Annotated in this window: 17 protein-coding genes and 2 tRNA genes; 4 read left to right on the top strand and 15 right to left on the bottom strand. The window is 67.3% G+C overall.

Features of this window, described 5'->3' with window-relative positions; translation table 11 throughout:
- The first annotated feature begins 22 nt into the window (after positions 1-22).
- The gene (gene pknB / locus AB0N80_RS02525; RefSeq protein WP_315994109.1) at positions 23-1,723 is read left to right on the top strand and encodes a Stk1 family PASTA domain-containing Ser/Thr kinase; all 1,701 of its coding nucleotides are present in this window, start codon (positions 23-25) and stop codon (positions 1,721-1,723) included.
- Here the strand turns inward: pknB and AB0N80_RS02520 are convergent.
- The 3 genes from AB0N80_RS02520 to AB0N80_RS02510 are packed head-to-tail and all read right to left on the bottom strand — an operon-like array spanning position 1,695 to position 3,285.
- On the bottom strand, positions 1,695-2,351 hold the full coding sequence (locus AB0N80_RS02520) for a gamma-glutamyl-gamma-aminobutyrate hydrolase family protein (protein ID WP_363577372.1): 657 nt from the start codon (positions 2,349-2,351) through the stop codon (positions 1,695-1,697). The two genes, pknB and AB0N80_RS02520, sit on opposite strands and share 29 nt — an antisense overlap.
- Positions 2,348-2,503, bottom strand: coding sequence for a hypothetical protein (locus AB0N80_RS02515; RefSeq protein ID WP_315994111.1), 156 nt, complete (start codon positions 2,501-2,503; stop codon positions 2,348-2,350). The genes AB0N80_RS02520 and AB0N80_RS02515 overlap by 4 nt, the downstream gene beginning before the upstream one ends.
- Positions 2,503-3,285 (bottom strand): class E sortase, encoded by a 783-nt coding sequence (locus AB0N80_RS02510; protein ID WP_363577370.1) that lies wholly within the window; start codon positions 3,283-3,285, stop codon positions 2,503-2,505. The genes AB0N80_RS02515 and AB0N80_RS02510 overlap by 1 nt, the downstream gene beginning before the upstream one ends.
- Before the next feature lie 54 nt (positions 3,286-3,339).
- On the opposite strand from AB0N80_RS02510, the gene AB0N80_RS02505 reads away from it, so the two are divergent.
- Positions 3,340-3,579, top strand: a complete 240-nt coding sequence (locus tag AB0N80_RS02505; RefSeq protein WP_076673116.1) for a cell division protein CrgA — start codon at positions 3,340-3,342, stop codon at positions 3,577-3,579.
- Positions 3,580-3,630: 51 nt separating this feature from the next.
- On the opposite strand, the gene AB0N80_RS02500 is transcribed toward AB0N80_RS02505, so the two are convergent.
- Both AB0N80_RS02500 and AB0N80_RS02495 read right to left on the bottom strand, forming a co-directional pair.
- Entirely contained in the window at positions 3,631-4,557 is a 927-nt protein-coding gene (locus AB0N80_RS02500) for a rhomboid family intramembrane serine protease (RefSeq protein WP_315994113.1), read from the bottom strand.
- Between the two features lie 16 nt (positions 4,558-4,573).
- Entirely contained in the window at positions 4,574-5,131 is a 558-nt protein-coding gene (locus tag AB0N80_RS02495) for a peptidylprolyl isomerase (protein ID WP_363388302.1), read from the bottom strand.
- Between the two features lie 101 nt (positions 5,132-5,232).
- On the opposite strand from AB0N80_RS02495, the gene AB0N80_RS02490 reads away from it, so the two are divergent.
- Together AB0N80_RS02490 and AB0N80_RS02485 are read left to right on the top strand one after the other, a co-directional pair.
- Entirely contained in the window at positions 5,233-5,805 is a 573-nt protein-coding gene (locus AB0N80_RS02490; protein ID WP_315994115.1) for a DNA helicase, read from the top strand.
- Positions 5,802-6,275 (top strand): YbaK/EbsC family protein, encoded by a 474-nt coding sequence (locus tag AB0N80_RS02485; RefSeq protein WP_315994116.1) that lies wholly within the window; start codon positions 5,802-5,804, stop codon positions 6,273-6,275. The genes AB0N80_RS02490 and AB0N80_RS02485 overlap by 4 nt, the downstream gene beginning before the upstream one ends.
- Before the next feature lie 6 nt (positions 6,276-6,281).
- Here AB0N80_RS02485 and AB0N80_RS02480 read toward each other — a convergent pair whose 3' ends face one another.
- The 10 genes from AB0N80_RS02480 to dnaA form a co-directional block, all read right to left on the bottom strand.
- Positions 6,282-6,713 (bottom strand): NUDIX hydrolase, encoded by a 432-nt coding sequence (locus AB0N80_RS02480; protein WP_315994117.1) that lies wholly within the window; start codon positions 6,711-6,713, stop codon positions 6,282-6,284.
- Positions 6,714-6,843: 130 nt separating this feature from the next.
- Positions 6,844-6,916: transfer RNA gene (locus tag AB0N80_RS02475), tRNA-Ala, on the bottom strand.
- 13 nt (positions 6,917-6,929) lie between these two features.
- A tRNA-Ile gene (locus AB0N80_RS02470) sits at positions 6,930-7,003 on the bottom strand.
- A gap of 65 nt (positions 7,004-7,068) precedes the next feature.
- Positions 7,069-7,470, bottom strand: a complete 402-nt coding sequence (locus AB0N80_RS02465) for a DUF3566 domain-containing protein (protein WP_136586371.1) — start codon at positions 7,468-7,470, stop codon at positions 7,069-7,071.
- Positions 7,467-10,094 carry a DNA gyrase subunit A gene (gene gyrA, locus AB0N80_RS02460; RefSeq protein ID WP_315994118.1) on the bottom strand — a complete coding sequence of 876 codons (2,628 nt, stop codon included), beginning with the start codon at positions 10,092-10,094 and terminating at the stop codon, positions 7,467-7,469. Before gyrA ends, AB0N80_RS02465 begins: the two co-directional genes overlap by 4 nt.
- A 59-nt stretch (positions 10,095-10,153) precedes the next feature.
- Positions 10,154-12,190 carry a DNA topoisomerase (ATP-hydrolyzing) subunit B gene (gene gyrB / locus AB0N80_RS02455; RefSeq protein WP_363388311.1) on the bottom strand — a complete coding sequence of 679 codons (2,037 nt, stop codon included), beginning with the start codon at positions 12,188-12,190 and terminating at the stop codon, positions 10,154-10,156.
- A gap of 119 nt (positions 12,191-12,309) precedes the next feature.
- On the bottom strand, positions 12,310-12,798 hold the full coding sequence (locus AB0N80_RS02450) for a DciA family protein (RefSeq protein ID WP_363577367.1): 489 nt from the start codon (positions 12,796-12,798) through the stop codon (positions 12,310-12,312).
- Positions 12,791-13,945 (bottom strand): DNA replication/repair protein RecF, encoded by a 1,155-nt coding sequence (recF, locus tag AB0N80_RS02445; RefSeq protein ID WP_363388317.1) that lies wholly within the window; start codon positions 13,943-13,945, stop codon positions 12,791-12,793. Before recF ends, AB0N80_RS02450 begins: the two co-directional genes overlap by 8 nt.
- A gap of 59 nt (positions 13,946-14,004) precedes the next feature.
- Positions 14,005-15,156 (bottom strand): DNA polymerase III subunit beta, encoded by a 1,152-nt coding sequence (gene dnaN, locus AB0N80_RS02440; protein ID WP_363577365.1) that lies wholly within the window; start codon positions 15,154-15,156, stop codon positions 14,005-14,007.
- Between the two features lie 450 nt (positions 15,157-15,606).
- Positions 15,607-17,037, bottom strand: a complete 1,431-nt coding sequence (dnaA, locus tag AB0N80_RS02435) for a chromosomal replication initiator protein DnaA (protein WP_363577363.1) — start codon at positions 17,035-17,037, stop codon at positions 15,607-15,609.
- Positions 17,038-17,084: the final 47 nt, after the last annotated feature.

The following is a 17,084-nucleotide window of genomic DNA, read 5'->3' as shown; positions in this document are numbered from 1 at the left end:
CCCACCCCCTCCGGGAGTTTTCGTGACCATTGAGACGCGCGTCCTGTCCGGGCGCTACCGCGTCGACGACCTCATCGGTCGCGGCGGCATGGCGAGCGTCTATCGTGGCTACGACCAGACGCTCGGGCGCACGGTGGCCATCAAGATCCTCAAGGCGGATCTGGCGGGCGACGCCGCGTTCCGCACGCGCTTCCGTCTCGAGGCTCAGGCCGCGTCGCGCATGGCTCATCCGACCATCGTCCGTGTCTTCGACGCGGGCGAGGACGTCGAGGTCGGCGTCGACGGCCAGGAGCGCCCCGTTCCGTACATCGTCATGGAGCTCGTGCACGGGCGCCTGCTGAAGGAGATCATCGCCGAGGGCTCGGTGCCGGTCGACGATGCGCTGCGCTACGTCGACGGCATCCTCGAGGCCCTCGAGTACTCCCACCGCGCCGGAGTGGTGCACCGCGACATCAAGCCCGGCAACGTCATGATCACGGATGCCGGGCGCGTCAAGGTCATGGACTTCGGTATCGCGCGAGCCGTGTCCGACTCGTCGTCCACCGTCGCCGAGACGACCGCGATCGTGGGCACGGCGGCGTACTTCTCGCCGGAGCAGGCGAAGGGCGAGTCCGTCGACGCCCGAGCCGATCTGTACTCCACCGGTGTCGTGCTCTACGAACTGCTCACGGGCCGCCCTCCCTTCCGCGGCGAGACCCCCGTCGCCGTCGCGTACCAGCACGTGAGCGAGGCCCCGCTGCCTCCGAGCGAGGTCAACGAGAGCATCCCCCGCGCCCTCGACGCGATCGTGCTGCGCGCACTCGCGAAAGACCCGTTCCAGCGTCCGCAGGATGCCGCGGGCTTCCGCGAGGCACTCGACGAGACCGCCGACGGCAAGTCGCCGACGAAACGCCAGATGTCGGCCCTCTCTAACGAGCTCTACGGACCGAACCCCCGCCAGGCTGCCGAGACCGCCCGTTCGCTCCGGCAGCTCAGTACCGACACGACCATGCGTCGCACCCAGCCCGGACCGCCCGTCGCGTGGATCTGGGCCGGCGTCACGGTGCTCGCCGTCCTGCTCGTCGCCGTCCTCATCTGGGTGATGCAGATCCAGCCGAACGAGGACGTGCCCACCAACTCCTTCACCGTCCCCAACGTCGTAGACATGTCGTACGAGCGGGCCGTCGAGACACTCGAGGCGCAGGAGCTCACCGCGAGCCGTGTCAACGAACCCGACGCGGACATCGCCGCAGGCAACGTCACGCGCACCACCCCCGACGCGGGGACCACCGTGGCGTCCGGTCAGCAGGTCACCGTCTACGTCTCGACCGGGCCTGACACCGCGTCGGTGCCGTCGCTGGAGGGCCTGTCCGAGTCCGAGGCGCGCACCGCCTTGCAGAACGCGGGTCTGTCGGTCGGATCGATCCGCCGCACCACCGATCCCGCTCTCTCCGCAGGCACCGTGATGTCCGCGAGCGCCGAGGCCGACACGCAGCTGGCCAAGGGCACCGCGGTCAACCTGGTCGTCGCCAGCGGCCAGGTCGTCATCGTCAACTACACGGGGTACCTCCTCGAAGCCGCCATCCGCGACCTCGAGTCCGACAGCAAGCAGCTGACGGTCATCACGCAGGAAGACCCCGGATGCCGCGCCACGACGCCCCAGACGGTGAGCGGCCAGTCGCTCGCCCCGGGTGAGGTGCCGGTGCACAGCGAGATCACGCTGTCGGTCTGCTCGGGCTCCTGAGGCCACGCGGGCTGAGGCGGGCGGCGCGTTCGGCCGCGCCGGGCATGCCGGCGTTCTCCAACCACCGACCCAGGAGGGCGTGACCCCCCTCGGTGAGGACGCTCTCGGGGTGGAACTGCACCCCCTCGATCGGCGCGGTTCGGTGGCGGATCCCCATGACGACACCGCCATCCGTGAGCGCCGTCACCTCCAGCAAATCCGGCACCGACGTCGGGTCCACCGCGAGGGAGTGGTACCTCGTCGCCGAGAATCCATCCGGCAGGTCGGCGAAGACGCCCGCGCCGTCGTGTCGCACGACACTCGTGATCCCGTGCAGCAGCTCGGGGGCGTGCCCCACGCGCCCTCCGAACGCCGTCGCGATGGCCTGGTGCCCGAGGCACACCCCGAGAAGAGGGATGCCGAGCTCCGCCGCCTCGAGGATCACCCGCTCGGACTGGCCGGCTTCGGCGGGATGCCCCGGTCCCGGGGAGACCAGGACGGCGTCGGCGGATCCCCGGACGACGGTCGACAGCCGGGTGTCGTCGGCGGACAGGAGGTCCGTCTGCGCACCCAGGTCGCGCAGGTAGCCGGCAAGGGTGTGGACGAAACTGTCGCGGTTGTCGACGATGACGACGCGCCAGGGGCTCACTCGACCGTGACCTCCTGCGGGTAGACGATGTCGCTGACCCAGGGGAAGACGTAGAAGAAGAGGCCGTAGAGCACGGCCGCCAGCAGGACGATCACGATCAGCAGGCGCACCCACCACGGACCGGGGAGGACGCGCCAGAGGGCTCCGTACATCAGGCTGCTCCAGAGGTCAGGGCGAGAGGCGGGCCCGCGTCGGTGCGGGGGGTGTACGACTCGAAGACACCGTAGGCGATCGCTCGTTCGGAGAAGCCGTAGCGCGGGCTGCAGGTCGTCATCGTGATGATGCGGTCGGTCGCCTCGATCTCGGGGCGCTGCGGGAGGGGCAGCAGCACGTCGACCGCGTCCGGACGCACGTACTCGAGGTTGCGATAGCGATAGGTGTACCACCCGGTCTCGGTCTCGACCACGATGGCGTCACCGATGTGCAGCGACGGCAGATCCGCGAAGGGGGCCCCGTGGCTGCCGCGATGACCGGCGATGGCGAAGTTGCCGAGCTGACCGGGCATGGCGCTGTCGGGGTAGTGTCCGAGGCCGATCGGGTCGAGCGTCCGCGACGCACTCACCCCACCGGCCAGGCGGAACTGATAGTCGGAACCCAGCCGTGGGATGCGCACGACGCCGAAGATCTGGGCATCGTCGGGCTGCGCCATCGCCGGCGGATCGGCAGTGGGCGGGATGCCCGGGGTCGAGGTGTCGCTCGGAGCCGGAGCAGGCGGATCGGCCGCCCACGACTCGGTGATGTCGCGCGCCTCGTTCTTGAACTGCGACCCGATGATGACGTCGCCGATCCACAGCTGCCAGACCACGAAGAGGAGCACCAGCACACCGGCGGTCACGAGGAGATCGCCGATCACGCCGATGACCGAGAGACCACGGCGGGGAGCCGTCGTGCGCCGCCGTGCCCGTCGGGTCTGAGGCTGCGGGACGGTGTGCACGAGGCGAGTCTAGTTCCGTGGGTTCGCGCACACCTGAGCATTAGACTGTGCCGCATGGCTCGAACTGGCAAAGGCGAAGACCCGATCGCCGAACGCAACGACGGTGGATCCGCCCCGAACCCGGTGTGGTTCCTGCCCATCATGATCGGCCTGATGCTGATCGGACTCGTCTGGGTGCTGGTGTTCTACCTCAGCAACTCGCAGTTCCCCATCCCGGGGATCGGCCCCTGGAACCTCGTCATCGGGTTCGGCATCGCCTTCGTGGGCTTCCTCATGACCACCCGCTGGCGCTGACTTACACCCGTGTAATTCATCCCCACCTGTGGATGGAGCTGTGGATAAGTCTCAGAGGTAGGCCACCGCGGGTATCGCCAGCAGCGCGACGAGCACCACGGTGACGGCCACGAGCAGACCGGTCTGCAGACCCCGCTGACGCTGCGCTCGTGTGCGCGAGTAGATGACGCCGACCACGGCGCCGGTGACGAGGCCACCGAGGTGCGCCTGCCACGAGATGCCGATGGCTGCGAGCGACGACGCGAAGTCTCCGGACCCGATCGCGTTGATCCCGGCGAGGACGAACGGCCAGGCGAAGTTGATGGTGATGAGGATCGCGATCACCCGGATGTCGGCGCCGAGGTGCCGACCGATCACGAGCAATGCGCCGAACAGCGCGAAGATGGCTCCCGAGGCGCCGACCGTCCACACGCCCGGTGCCAGGAGGGCGACAGCGACCGAGCCGCCGAGCGCCCCGAGCAGGTAGAGGATCAGGAACCGCGCCCTGCCGAGCAACGGCTCGAGGCTGCGCCCGATGAACCACAGCGCGAGCATGTTCAGCGCCATGTGGAGGAAGCTGCCGTGCACGAGTGCCACCGTGAGCAGACGCCACGGCTGCAGGATTCCCGCCTGCGGCAGCACGAAGAAGCTGTTGAACGCCAGGAGATCGGACAGCACGCTTCCGACACCCGGGATCAGCCCGATGATGTAGACCAATCCGGTCACGGCGATGATGCCGAGCGTCATGGTCGGGCGACCTGACGAGACCACCGACATGGGACGGGACGCCCAGCGGCGCTCAGCCTTCTTCTGCGCCGGTGTCTGCGTGGCGCGCTGCTGCGCCATGCATTCGGGACAGATCACTCCGACGGCGGCGGGGGTCCGGCACTCCGAGCACACGGTGCGCATGCACCGCTGGCACAGCACGAAGCTCTGCCGGTCGGGATGCCGGTAGCAGAAGTTGTCGCTGTTGCGACGGAACTCCTCGGTGGTGGACACCCGCCGCCGTCCGGGATCAGACCGCGGCGATGTCGACCGAGTGCAGCACGACGTCCGCCTTCGGCCGATCCTGAGCGCCGGTGGGAACGGCGGCGATGGCGTCGACCACGGCCTTCGAGGCGTCATCCGCCACCTCGCCGAAGATCGTGTGCTTGCCCTGGAGCCACGGAGTGGGGTCGGTGGTGATGAAGAACTGCGAGCCGTTCGTTCCCTCCGGCTGACCCGTGATCGCGTTGCGACGCAGGCCGGCGTTGGCCATGGCGAGCTTGTAGGGCGCGGTGAAGTCGAGCTCGGGGTGGATCTCGTCGTTGAAGTTGTATCCGGGGCCGCCGATGCCCTGACCGAGCGGGTCGCCGCCCTGGATCATGAAGTTGGGGATGATGCGGTGGAAGATGACGTCCTTGTACAGGGGACCCTCGCCCTTGGCGCCGGTGGCCGGGTTGGTCCATTCCTGCGTCCCATCGGAGAGACCGATGAAGTTGCGGACGGTGCGCGGAGCGTGGTCACCGAAGAGGTTGACGACGATGTCGCCGTGGTTGGTGTGCAGGGTCGCGACGGCGGTGTGGTTGGCCATGGGTACATTCTCTCAGAGTTATCTGCAAGGGTCGGCGGCGCGGACGGCCCGTTCTGGCAAGATGAGGGCAACGTACATCCCATCGACAGGGAGGATGAGCCGTGGGCCTCAGCCGCAAGAGCAAGAAGGAACTGCGCAAGCTCCAGAAGCACGCCGCCAAGGTGTGGGAGTCGCAGCAGGTGCTGCTGGGCGAGAGCGGGAAGGTCGCTCGCGAAGCCGGCCACCAGCTCGGTCGCTTCAGCCGCGAAGACCTCGTCCCCGCCGTGCAGGACGGCTACAACAAGTACGCCGCGCCGTACGTCGACAAGAGCGTGAAGTACAGCAACCGCTTCCTCAGCAACAAGGTCGTTCCGGCCGCTGGTGCTGTCGTCGGCGGTGCACTCTCGGTGTGGGACGCCGCAGGCGACACCCGCGACCGTCTCGCCAAGGGCAAGGGCTTCGAGCTCGACACCCACAAGTATGCGAAGCGGGCCGAGAAGTACGGCAAGCAGGCCTCGAAGCGCCTCTCCAAGAAGCTTCCGTCGCAGCACGACGGCATCGGCGCCGGTGGCGTCATCGCCATCATCCTCGGCGTCGTCGCCGCGGCGGGCGTCGCGTACGCCGCCTGGCAGACGCTGCGGGCCGACGACGAGCTCTGGGTGGCTGACGACCCGCTGCGGGCGCCGGACGCGTGAGCGATCCCACCATCAGAGTCAGAGAGGCCGCGCGCGAGCGCGGCCTCTCTGTCGATGTGCGCGAGCGACCCGCCGCATCGAGCCTCGACGAGGCGGCGGCTCTGCTCGGCATCCCCTCGGCATCCATCGTCAAGACGCTGGTCGTCAAGCGGTCTGACGACACCTACCTCTTCGCGCTCGTTCCCGGCGATCGGGCCATCTCCTGGCCGAAGCTGCGAGCCGTCGTCGGGGTGAACAAACTCCGCCTGCCCGAGCCCGAGCTGGCCCTCGCGGCGACGGGCTATGAGCGCGGCACGATAGTGCCGATCGGCAGTTCCACCGCATGGCCCGTCTTCGCCGATGAACGCATCGTGGGCACTCGTATCGCGATGGGGGCCGGAGCACACGGATACAGCCTGTTCGTCGAAGCCGACGACCTGATCGCCGCGTACAGCGCCGTTGTCGCCGACATCACCACCGCGCGATCCTGACCGCGATCAGGGCCGCGGCAGGTCGGCCATGCGCAATGCGATGTCGACGAGTTGCACCCGCCGCACCTTCCTGGCGGCCGCGAGCGTGAACCACGCGGCCCGGTCGGTCGAGCCGTCGGTCTCGAAGCGGAGCCGACCGCCCACGATGCGCGCGCGGTAGACGATCCGCAACGCGTGCAGAGGCTCCGAAGGCCCCTCCGCGAGCCTCGACTCGGCGGGGATGACACGGGAATGGATGCCGAGGAGGTCGCCGACGACGACCCGGAACCCGGTCTCCTCCTGGACCTCTCGGCGCACCGCGTGCACCGGATCCTCTCCGGGCTCGAGTCCGCCACCGGGGAGCGTCCAGGCGGCCCGTCGACCTTCGATCCAGTGGGCGAGCAGCACGCGGTCGTCGGCGTCGGTGATGACGGCGTACGCGGCGACCCGCATGTCCATGACCGAACTCTACCGACCGGCGACGGCGGCCCCTCATCGCCGAGCGGAGAGCCGGAGCCGCGCACCGAACGCATCCTCGGAGCAGAAACGCCGAAAGCCGGCCCGAAGGCCGGCTTTCATATCGCGGATGTGGAGCCTAGGAGATTCGAACTCCTGACATCCTGCTTGCAAAGCAGGCGCTCTACCAGCTGAGCTAAGGCCCCGCGAGGGAAGGGGTGGGGCTACCAGGACTTGAACCTGGGACCTCTTCATTATCAGTGAAGCGCTCTAACCGCCTGAGCTATAGCCCCGTCTCGCTGACGTGATGTCAACCTCGAAGACTTTACCGGACTTGCGAGGTTTTGACGAATCGGCGTCAGTTCGAGGTGAAACCGACGAGCAGGCCGCCGGTCACCTTGACGGCGAGGTTGTAGATCCCGGCCATCACGGCTCCGAGGACGGTGACCACGACGAGGTTCAGGATGGCGACGATCGCCGCGAACGCCATCACCTGCGGCAGACCGATGTACTGCGAGAGCGTCGCTCCCCCGTCGGTGAAGCTGGTGAAGAACTCATCGAGCTTCGTGAGCAGCGTCGCCGAGACCACCAGGTAGATCAGGAAGTATGACACGACGGTCACGATCGCGAGAGCGACCGCCACCAGGAACGACAGCTTCACCGCCGACCAGAAGTCGATGTACACCAGGCGCAGCCGCACCTGCTTGGCAGGGGTCTTGTGAGTCGACTTCTTGGCGAGCTTGTCGGCTACCGTGCTCATGCGTCAGTACTTTCCTCGGGGGTCTCGGGAGTGGAGGCGGTGACCTCGTCCGCAGAATCTGCGGCGGGCTCCGTGGCCGTCTCCGTCGTCTCGGTCAGGTTGCGCTCGGCGTTGCGGGCGATCGCGATGATCTTGTCGTCGCCTCCTGCGCGGGCAAAAACGACACCCATCGTGTCGCGTCCCTTGGCGGGCACCTCGGCCACGGAGGAGCGTACCACCTTGCCGCTGGCAAGAACCACAAGGACCTCGTCGGTCTCGGACACCATCATCCCGCCCGCGAGCACCCCGCGATCATCGGTCAGACGGGCCACCTTGATGCCCAGACCGCCGCGGTTCTGCATGCGGTATTCGGTCACCGCGGTGCGCTTGGCATAGCCGCCCTCGGTCACCACGAACACGAACTCGTCGTCCTTGGCGACGGATGCCGAGAGCAGGCTGTCGCCCTCGCGGAAGTCCATGCCCTTCACACCCGACGTCGACCGGCCCATCGGGCGCAGAGCACTGTCGGTGGCGGAGAAGCGCAGCGACATTCCCAGGCGGCTGATGAGGAGGATGTCCTCTCCCTCGTCGACCAGGAGCGCACTGACGAGCTCATCGGCGCCGGCCTGCTCGTCGTCGCCCTCGTCGGACGTCTGACCACGCAGCTTGATGGCGATCACGCCACCCTGACGGTTGGTGTCGTACTCGTCGAGACGCGTCTTCTTCACGAGACCGCCCCGGGTCGCGAGCACCAGATAGGTCGCCACCTGGTAGTCGCGGATGTCGAGGATCTGCGCGATCTCCTCGTCGGGCTGCAGGGCGAGCAGGTTCGCGACGTGCTGGCCCTTGGCATCCCGCCCGGCCTCGGGGACTTCGTACGCCTTCGAACGGTAGACCCGGCCCTTGTTCGTGAAGAACAGCAGCCAGTGGTGCGTCGTCGTGACGAAGAAGTGCTCCACCACGTCGTCTGCACGCAGCTGCGCGCCCTTCACGCCCTTGCCGCCGCGGTGCTGGGAGCGGTAGTTGTCGCTCCGTGTGCGCTTGATGTAGCCGTCGCGGGTGACCGTGACGACCATCTCCTCCTCCGCGATGAGGTCTTCGATCGAGACGTCGCCGTCGAAGCCGTGGAGGATCTCGGTGCGACGGTCGTCGCCGAAACGATCGGTGATCGCGGTGAGCTCGTCGCGGATGATGGTGCGCTGACGACCGGGGGTGGCGAGGATGTCGTTGTAGTCGGCGATGCGCGCTTCGAGCTCGGTGGCCTCGTCGACGATCTTCTGACGCTCGAGGGCGGCGAGACGACGCAGCTGCATGTCGAGGATCGCCTGCGCCTGCACCTCGTCGATGTCGAGGAGCTTCTGCAGCCCGTCGTTGGCATCCTGAGCCGTGGGCGAGCGGCGGATCAGCGCGATGACCTCGTCGAGCGCGTCGAGCGCCTTGAGGTAGCCGCGCAGGATGTGCATGCGCTCCTCCGCCTTGCGCAGGCGGTAGCGCGTGCGACGGACGATGACCTCGATCTGGTGGTCGATCCACAGGCTGATGAAACCGTCGAGCGACAGCGTGCGCGGCACGCCGTCGACGATGGCCAGCATGTTGGCGCCGAAGTTCTCCTGGAGCTGGGTGTGCTTGTACAGGTTGTTGAGCACGACCTTCGCGACCGCATCGCGCTTGAGCACCACGACCAGGCGCTGCCCGGTGCGTCCCGAGCTCTCGTCGCGGATGTCGGCAACGCCGGTGATCTTGCCCTCACGGGCCAGGTCGCCGATCTTCACGGCGACGTTGTCGGGGTTCACCTGATAGGGCAGCTCGGTGATCACGAGGCACGTCCGGCCCTGGATCTCCTCGATGTTCACGACGGCGCGCATCGTGATCGAGCCGCGCCCCGTGCGGTACGCGTCCTTGATGCCACGGGTGCCGAGGATCTGCGCACGGGTGGGGAAGTCGGGCCCGGGGATGCGCTGCATGAGCGCTTCGAGCAGCTCCTCGCGGGTGGCATCCGGGTTCTCGAGAGCCCACAGGGCTCCGGCGGAGACCTCGCGCAGGTTGTGCGGCGGGATGTTCGTGGCCATACCGACCGCGATGCCGACGGAGCCGTTGACCAGCAGGTTCGGGAAGCGCGCCGGCAGGACCGTGGGCTCCTGGGTCTGACCGTCGTAGTTGTCCTGGAAGTCGACGGTCTCTTCCTCGATGTCGCGCACCATCTCGAGCGCGAGGGGAGCCATCTTCGTCTCGGTGTACCGCGGCGCGGCCGCGCCCTGGTTGCCGGGCGAACCGAAGTTGCCCTGTCCGAGGGCCAGCGGGTAGCGCAGCGACCACGGCTGAACGAGGCGCACGAGGGCGTCGTAGATGGGCGCGTCACCGTGCGGGTGATAGTGGCCCATGACCTCGCCGACGACACGGGCGCACTTCGAGAACGACTTGTCGGGCCGGAAGCCGCCGTCGTACATGCCGTAGATCACGCGGCGGTGCACGGGCTTGAGCCCGTCGCGCACATCGGGCAGCGCGCGACCGACGATGACGCTCATCGCGTAGTCGAGGTAGCTCCGCTGCATCTCGAGCTGCAGGTCGACCTGGTCGATCTTGCCGTGGTCGTGCACCGGCTCACCCCGGACGTCGTCGGGCTCGGGGGTGGTGTCGTCAGCCATGTCTTCTCAGTTCCGTAAGTGCGTTCGTCGTCTGGATGCCGTGTCTCGCGTCGGCGAGATCAGATGTCGAGGAAGCGGACGTCTTTGGCGTTGCGCTGGATGAAGCTGCGGCGCGACTCGACGTCTTCGCCCATGAGGACCGAGAAGATCTCGTCGGCTGCCGCGGCGTCGTCGATCGTGACCTGCTTGAGCGTGCGGGTCTGGGGGTCCATGGTGGTCTCCCAGAGCTCGTGGTCGTTCATCTCGCCGAGACCCTTGTAGCGCTGGATGCCGTTGTCCTTCGGGATGCGGCGGCCCGAGGCCTGTCCGTCGACCAGCATCACGTCGCGCTCGCGGTCGCTGTAGGCGTATTCGTGCGGGTGGTTCGACCACTTCAGGCGGTACAGCGGGGGCTGCGCAAGGTAGACGAACCCGGCCTCGATCAGACCGCGCATGTAGCGGAACAGCAGCGTCAGCAGAAGCGTCGTGATGTGCTGGCCGTCGACGTCGGCATCGGCCATGAGCACGATCTTGTGATAGCGAGCCTTCGCCATGTCGAAGTCCTCGCCGATGCCCGTGCCGAAGGCCTGGATCATCGCCTGGACTTCCTTGTTACCCAAAGCGCGGTCGAGGCGCGCGCGCTCGACGTTCAGGATCTTGCCGCGCAGGGCGAGGATCGCCTGCGTGTGGGGGTCGCGCCCCTGCACGGCCGAGCCGCCGGCGGAGTCACCCTCGACGAGGAAGATCTCGCTGATCGAGGGGTCCTTCGACGTGCAGTCCTTGAGCTTGTCGGGCATCGCGGCCGACTCGAACACGCTCTTACGGCGAGCGGTCTCGCGCGCTTTGCGTGCGGCCAGACGCGCCGTGGCCGCGTCGATGGCCTTGCGGATGATGTTCTTGGCCTGGCCCGGGTTGCGGTCGAACCAGTCGCCCAGCTTGTCTCCGACGACCTTCTGCACGAACGCGCGCGCCTCGGTGTTACCCAGCTTCGTCTTGGTCTGACCCTCGAACTGCGGCTCCGACAGCTTGACCGAGATGACGGCGGTCAAACCCTCGCGGATGTCGTCGCCGGTGAGGTTGTCGTCCTTCTCCTTGAGGAGGTTGTTCGCGCGCGCGTACCGGTTGACCAGTGTGGTCAGAGCGGCACGGAAGCCCTCTTCGTGGGTGCCGCCCTCGTGCGTGTTGATGGTGTTGGCGTACGTGAAGACGTTCTCGGTGTACGCCGTCGTCCACTGCATCGCCAGTTCGAGGGCGATCTTGCGCTCGGTGTCCTCGGACTCGACCTCGATGATCTCGTCGTTCACCACGTCGGCCTTGCGCACGCGGTTGAGGTGCTCGACGTAGTCGACCAGACCGCGCTCGTAGAGGAAGGAGTCGTGACGGGCCTCGGTCACCTCTTCGCCCGGCTCACCCTCGGTGACGACCGACTGCGGACGCTCGTCGCGCAGGCTGATGCGCAGGCCCTTGTTGAGGAACGCCATCTGCTGGAACCGAGTGCGCAGTGTGTCGTAGTCGAAGTCGATCGTGTCGAAGATCGTGGCATCCGGCCAGAAGGTGATCGAGGTACCGGTCGCCTCGCTCTCCTCCCCCTGCTCGAGGGGGGCGAGTGGCACACCGCCGTTGCGGAACGACTGACGCCACACGTGTCCCTGACGCTGCACCTCGACCTCGAGGCGGGTCGACAGAGCGTTCACCACCGAGGAGCCCACGCCGTGCAGACCTCCCGAGACGGCGTAGCCGCCGCCGCCGAACTTGCCACCGGCGTGGAGCACGGTGAGCACGACCTCCACGGTCGACTTGCCCTCGGTGCGGTGCATGTCGACCGGGATACCACGGCCGTTGTCGATCACGCGCACGGCGCCGTCGCTCAGGATCGTCACGTCGATCGTGTCGCAGTAGCCGGCGAGGGCTTCGTCGACGGAGTTGTCGACGATCTCCTGAACGAGGTGGTGCAGTCCCCGCTCTCCGGTGGAACCGATGTACATGCCGGGGCGCTTGCGGACGGCCTCGAGACCTTCGAGCACCTGGATGGCGTCTGCCCCGTACTCGTTGGGAACCTTTGCGGCAGTGGTCGCTTCGGGTTCCTCGGAAACGTTGTCGGGGTTCTCGGACGTCATGAGTACACGCGCTCCAGATCGAATCGTCGGAACCTCCATCTTACCGCGCGGGACTCGCCGAAATGGCGTGTACGCCCCTACGCGGGCAGAAATCGCGTCGAGCCGGGACCGACCATGGCCTAACCGTAGGTATCGCGCGGACCGCGGCCTGGAACGGCTCTGGGGCCCCATTTCCAAGAGGGGACGTCGGGGCCGACAAAGCGGATCGCCTCCACCCCCGCCTCGGGGAAGCGTCGGATGATCTCCGACAGGATGTGCGCGCGCATGAGCTGCAGCTGCTTCGCCCACGCGGTGGAGTCGGCCTGGACCGTCAACGTGCCCGCGTCCAACGCGACCGGACGGGTGTGCGCGGCCGTGTCGCCACCCGCCACTTCATCCCACGTGCGCACGAGATCCTCACGCGAGAGCTGGGGCTCCCACCCGGCGGAACGGGTGAGCGACGACAGGACGTCGCCGAGGCCCCGGGGATCACGACCAGGCGTGAACGGGGCGTTCTCGCCGTCATCGGCGCGACGCCGCCGCTTCTTCCGGCGGTAGGGCGACGGCTCGAGCCCGCGCAGGCGCAGATAGGTCGCCATGGTCTCCGGGAGCTCCGGCTCGTCAGCCATCGAGGGACTCCTGGATGCGACCAGCCTCGACCCGTACGACGTGGGCGCGCAGCCCCTCAGGCACGTCCTCCTCCACCGCGGAGGTGACGATGACCTGCTCGTACCCGCCCGCCATCTCGGCCAGACGGGTGCGCCGCCCGGAATCGAGCTCGGCGAACACGTCGTCGAGGATGAGGACCGGATCGCCGAGGCGGGATTCGGCCCGCAGCAATTCCGCCGACGCGAGCCGCAGGGCGAGGGCGACCGACCAGGACTCCCCGTGGGACGCGTACCCCTTGACGGGCAGGCCGTTCACCTCGAGGACGAGGTCGTCGCGATGAGGTCCGACGAGAGTGAGACCGCGCTCGAGCTCGGCGCTGCGACGAGCGGCGAGCGCAGCGCGGAACTGATCGGCGAGCGGGCCCGACGGACCGGATGCATCCCCGGACTCCCCCTCTTCGGGATCGCCCCCGCCGACGGACAGGGCCCACGACAACCGCGGGTCGTGGTCGGCTCCCGCGATCGCGGCGTACGACCGCGCCATCGGTGCGGAGAGATCGGATGCCAGGGCGAGCCGGGATTCGATGACCTCGGTGCCGAGCGAGACGAGCTTCTCGTCCCACACATCGAGCGTGCTGAGGGCGTCGCCCCGCACACCGCGTGCCCGCGCCGACTTCAAGAGGGCACTGCGCTGGCGCAGCACCCGGTCGTAATCCGCCAGGACGGCGGCCATCCGCGGTGTGCGCTGCACGATGAGCTGATCGGCGAATCGACGCCGGGACGAGGGGTCGCCGCGGACGATCTGGAGATCCTCCGGGGCGAACAGTACGACCTGCGCGTAACGCGGGAGCTCCGACGTGCGGACGTTGACGCCGTTCACGCGCGCCTTGTTCGCTCCCTGCCGGTTCAGCTGCAGCTCGAGCAGGACGCTGCGTTCGCCGTGGGCCAGCCTGGCGCGGATGATCGCGGCATCCGTGCCGTCCCGCACCATCGGTGCGTCGTTCGAGACGCGGTGGGAACCGAGCGTGGCGAGGTACGCGACGGCCTCGACGAGATTCGTCTTGCCCTGCCCGTTGCGCCCGACGAACACATTGGCTCCCGCGGAGAGCGAGACGTCGGCGCCCGCGTAATTGCGGAAGTCCTTCAGTCCGAGCTGCTCCACGATCACCGAGTCAGACTACCCGTCGCCTCCGACACCACCACGGCGCCGCAGGCGTCCGGCCGACGTCAGCGCAGCAGCAGGTTCGGCTGCAGGAGGTACTTGAACGACCCCTCGCCGCCCTTCTCGACCGAGGTCTGGGGGGTGACGAGCACAGGACTGAGCTTGTTGGCGTTGTCGCTCGAGGTGAACGTGATGCGAGTGAATTCGCTGCGCACCGCGCCGAGGGACTCGAGCAGGTACTGCGGGTTCAGGCCGAGGGTCACCTCGTCGCCCACCAGCGTGGCGTCGACGGACTCCGTCGCGCGCGCCTGCTCGGTCCCCGACGCATCCATCGACACGCCCTCGGAACCGAAGGTGAAGCGCAGCGGCGCCGACCGGTCGAGCACGAGCGCGACACGACGGACCGCCTCGGCCAGCTCGGCGGTGTTCACGACGCTGTGGTGCTCGGTCTGCGCCGGGAAGAGCCGGCGCACGGGCGGGAAGTTGCCCTTGATGAGCAACGACGTCACGGTCTTGTTGCCCGACGAGAACGCGATGATCTCGCGGTCTCCCGAGCCCGAGAATGCGATCGAGATGTCGCCGCCGTGCGCGAAGGTCTTGCCGACCTCCTGCAGGGTGCGGGCAGGAACGAGAGCCGACGTCGGCTCGTCGGAGGCCGCAGCCCCGCCATCCCACGGGATCTCGCGGAGGGCGACGCGGTAGCGATCGGTCGCGACCAGACTGAGCTGCGTTCCGGTGACCTCGAGCTGGACGCCGGTGAGCACGGGGGTGACGTCGTCACGGGAGGCGGCGAAGGCGACCTGTGCGATCGCGGTGGCGAACTCGTCTGCGGGCACGAGACCCGACTCGCCCGTCACCTCGGGAATGGCGGGGTATTCCTGCACCGGCATGGATGCCAGGGTGAACCGGGCCGATCCGCAGGTGAGCAGGATGCCGCCGTCGTCGTCGACGGCGATCTGGATCGGGGCGTTCGGGAGACGGCTGGCGATGTCGCTGAGGAGGCGGCCGTGGACGAGGATCGTGCCCGGCTCGTCGACGGTGGCCTCGATGGTGGTGCGCGCCGAAGCCTCGTAGTCGAAGGCGGCAAGGGTGAGCCCCTGCTCGCCCGCCTCGATCAGCACGCCGGCCAGGATCGGCTGCGGATTGCGCTGAGGCAGGAGCTTGACCACGAACGAGACGGCTTCGCTGAACACATCGCGATTGACGTGGAACTTCACGGGCGCTCCCTTGACGGCGGGTATGGCTTACCCATGCTAGTGCCCTGCTCCGGCTGCGCCCGTCGTGCGCCGCTTGCACGGCAAGGTCATCGAATCTCTCTTAACTCGGATAAAGGATCTTCATCTTGTTAACCGCTGTGGAGACTGTGGATAACTTCCGACACGCGTGTTAACACAAGGGATCGCGCGGTCTGTTAACTGTGGACGCGTTGCGGAGACCCTGGGCACTTAACAGAGGCCGAGGATGCCGGCATCCCCTCGTCATCCACAGTGTTAACGCGTTCGTGCACATCTCATCCGCAGCAAATCGGAGTTATCCACAGGTTTTCCACACTGTGTAGAACCGGCTGAAAGATATCGGTCGACGGCGTTTCGCGGCTCGCTGACGCCCGAAAACGACCGAGGGGCCCGTCCGAAAACCTCGGACGGGCCCCTCTCGCAAACGGGCGCTCAGCGCATGCGCCCGAGTTGGCTGGTGATCTCGGAGACCTGGTTGAAGATCGAACGACGTTCCTTCATCAGGTCGCTGATCTTCTTGTAGGCGTACATCACCGTGGTGTGGTCCCGGTTGCCGAAAAGCTGCCCGATCTTCGGCAACGACAGGCTGGTCCGCTCCCGGCAGAGATACATCGCGATCTGTCGCGCGGTCGCGACGGCCTGCGATCTGCTCGAGCCGTACAGATCGTCGACCGACAGCTTGAAGTACTGCGCGGTCGCCGTGATGATGTCGGTCGGCGAGATCACGTTGGCGTCGTCCTGGTCGATGATGTCGCGCAGCACCGTCTGCGCCAGCGACATGTCGAGGGTCGATCGGTTCAGACTCGCGAACGCCGAGACGCGGATGAGGGCGCCCTCGAGTTCGCGGATGTTCGACGAGACGACCGTGGCGATGTACTCGAGGACGTCGTCGGGGATCAGCAGTCGTTCGCTCTGGGCCTTCTTACGGAGGATCGCGATGCGCGTCTCGAGGTCGGGTGCCTGGACGTCGGTGATGAGGCCCCACTCGAAGCGGCTTCGCATGCGGTCTTCGAAGCCGGTCAGTTGCTTCGGGGGGAGGTCGCTGGTGATGACGACCTGCTTGTCGTGATCGTGCAGCGTGTTGAACGTGTGGAAGAACGCTTCCTGCGTCTCGGCGCGACCCTGCAGGAACTGGATGTCGTCGATCAGCAGGATGTCGACGTCGCGATATCGCGCTTGGAAGGCCGATCCCCGGTTATTGGCGATCGAGTTGATGAAGTCGTTCGTGAACTCCTCGCTCGAGACGTAACGCACGCGGATGCCCGCGTACATGCTCGCGGCGTAGTCGCCGATGGCGTGGAGGAGGTGCGTCTTCCCGAGGCCGGAATCTCCGTAGATGAAGAGGGGGTTGTAGGCCTTGGCCGGAGCCTCGGCGACCGCGACGGCGGCGGCGTGCGCGAATCGGTTGGACTGACCGATCACGAAGTTGTCGAAGGTGTACTTCGGATTCAGCCGCGTGTCGTTGCGCGAGGCCGGGACGATGGGTTCCGGAGTCTGCTCGACCGACGATGAGTGGGTCGCCGTCGCTGCCGAGGAGCGATCCGACGCGGCGGGCGTTGGCGCGGTGGACGGCCGCGGATTCTCGACGAGATCGGGGTTCACGACCACCCGGAAGGTGCCGACCGCGGGGTCTTCTCCCTGGACCTGCGCGAGGGCCTCCATGATCGGTGCCCGCATGCGCTTGTTGAACTGAGCCGCGGTCAGGTCGTTGGGGACATCGAGGTACAGCGTCCCGCCCATCACTCCCTGGGGCACCGCGAGGTTGAGGAAGCCGTGGAGCTGCGGGGTGACGCGGTCGTCGGTGAGAAGATGGTCCAGCACGGCCGACCAGACGGGAACATCCGGTACTTCGTGCAGAGACATATCCCCTCCGGGATCTAGACGCGACGGGCGATCGACGTGTCGCGCCG

This window comes from Microbacterium sp. NPDC089188 (assembly GCF_040685155.1).
Classification (GTDB): Bacteria; Actinomycetota; Actinomycetes; order Actinomycetales; family Microbacteriaceae; genus Microbacterium; species Microbacterium galbum.
The sequence above is the reverse complement of the archived record's forward strand: the minus strand, read 5'-3'. Positions and strand labels throughout refer to the sequence as shown.

Excerpts from the sequence above, each read along its gene's own strand:
- dnaA (WP_363577363.1), bottom strand. The coding sequence starts at position 17,037 with ATGTCTCTGCACGAAGTACCGGATGTTCCCGTCTGGTCGGCCGTGCTG.
- AB0N80_RS02480 (WP_315994117.1), bottom strand. The coding sequence starts at position 6,713 with ATGGACATGCGGGTCGCCGCGTACGCCGTCATCACCGACGCCGACGAC.
- AB0N80_RS02450 (WP_363577367.1), bottom strand. The coding sequence starts at position 12,798 with ATGGCTGACGAGCCGGAGCTCCCGGAGACCATGGCGACCTATCTGCGC.
- gyrA (WP_315994118.1), bottom strand. The coding sequence starts at position 10,094 with ATGGCTGACGACACCACCCCCGAGCCCGACGACGTCCGGGGTGAGCCG.
- AB0N80_RS02465 (WP_136586371.1), bottom strand. The coding sequence starts at position 7,470 with ATGAGCACGGTAGCCGACAAGCTCGCCAAGAAGTCGACTCACAAGACC.
- gyrB (WP_363388311.1), bottom strand. The coding sequence starts at position 12,190 with ATGACGTCCGAGAACCCCGACAACGTTTCCGAGGAACCCGAAGCGACC.
- AB0N80_RS02495 (WP_363388302.1), bottom strand. The coding sequence starts at position 5,131 with ATGGCCAACCACACCGCCGTCGCGACCCTGCACACCAACCACGGCGAC.
- AB0N80_RS02505 (WP_076673116.1), top strand. The coding sequence starts at position 3,340 with ATGGCTCGAACTGGCAAAGGCGAAGACCCGATCGCCGAACGCAACGAC.
- AB0N80_RS02515 (WP_315994111.1), bottom strand. The coding sequence starts at position 2,503 with ATGTACGGAGCCCTCTGGCGCGTCCTCCCCGGTCCGTGGTGGGTGCGC.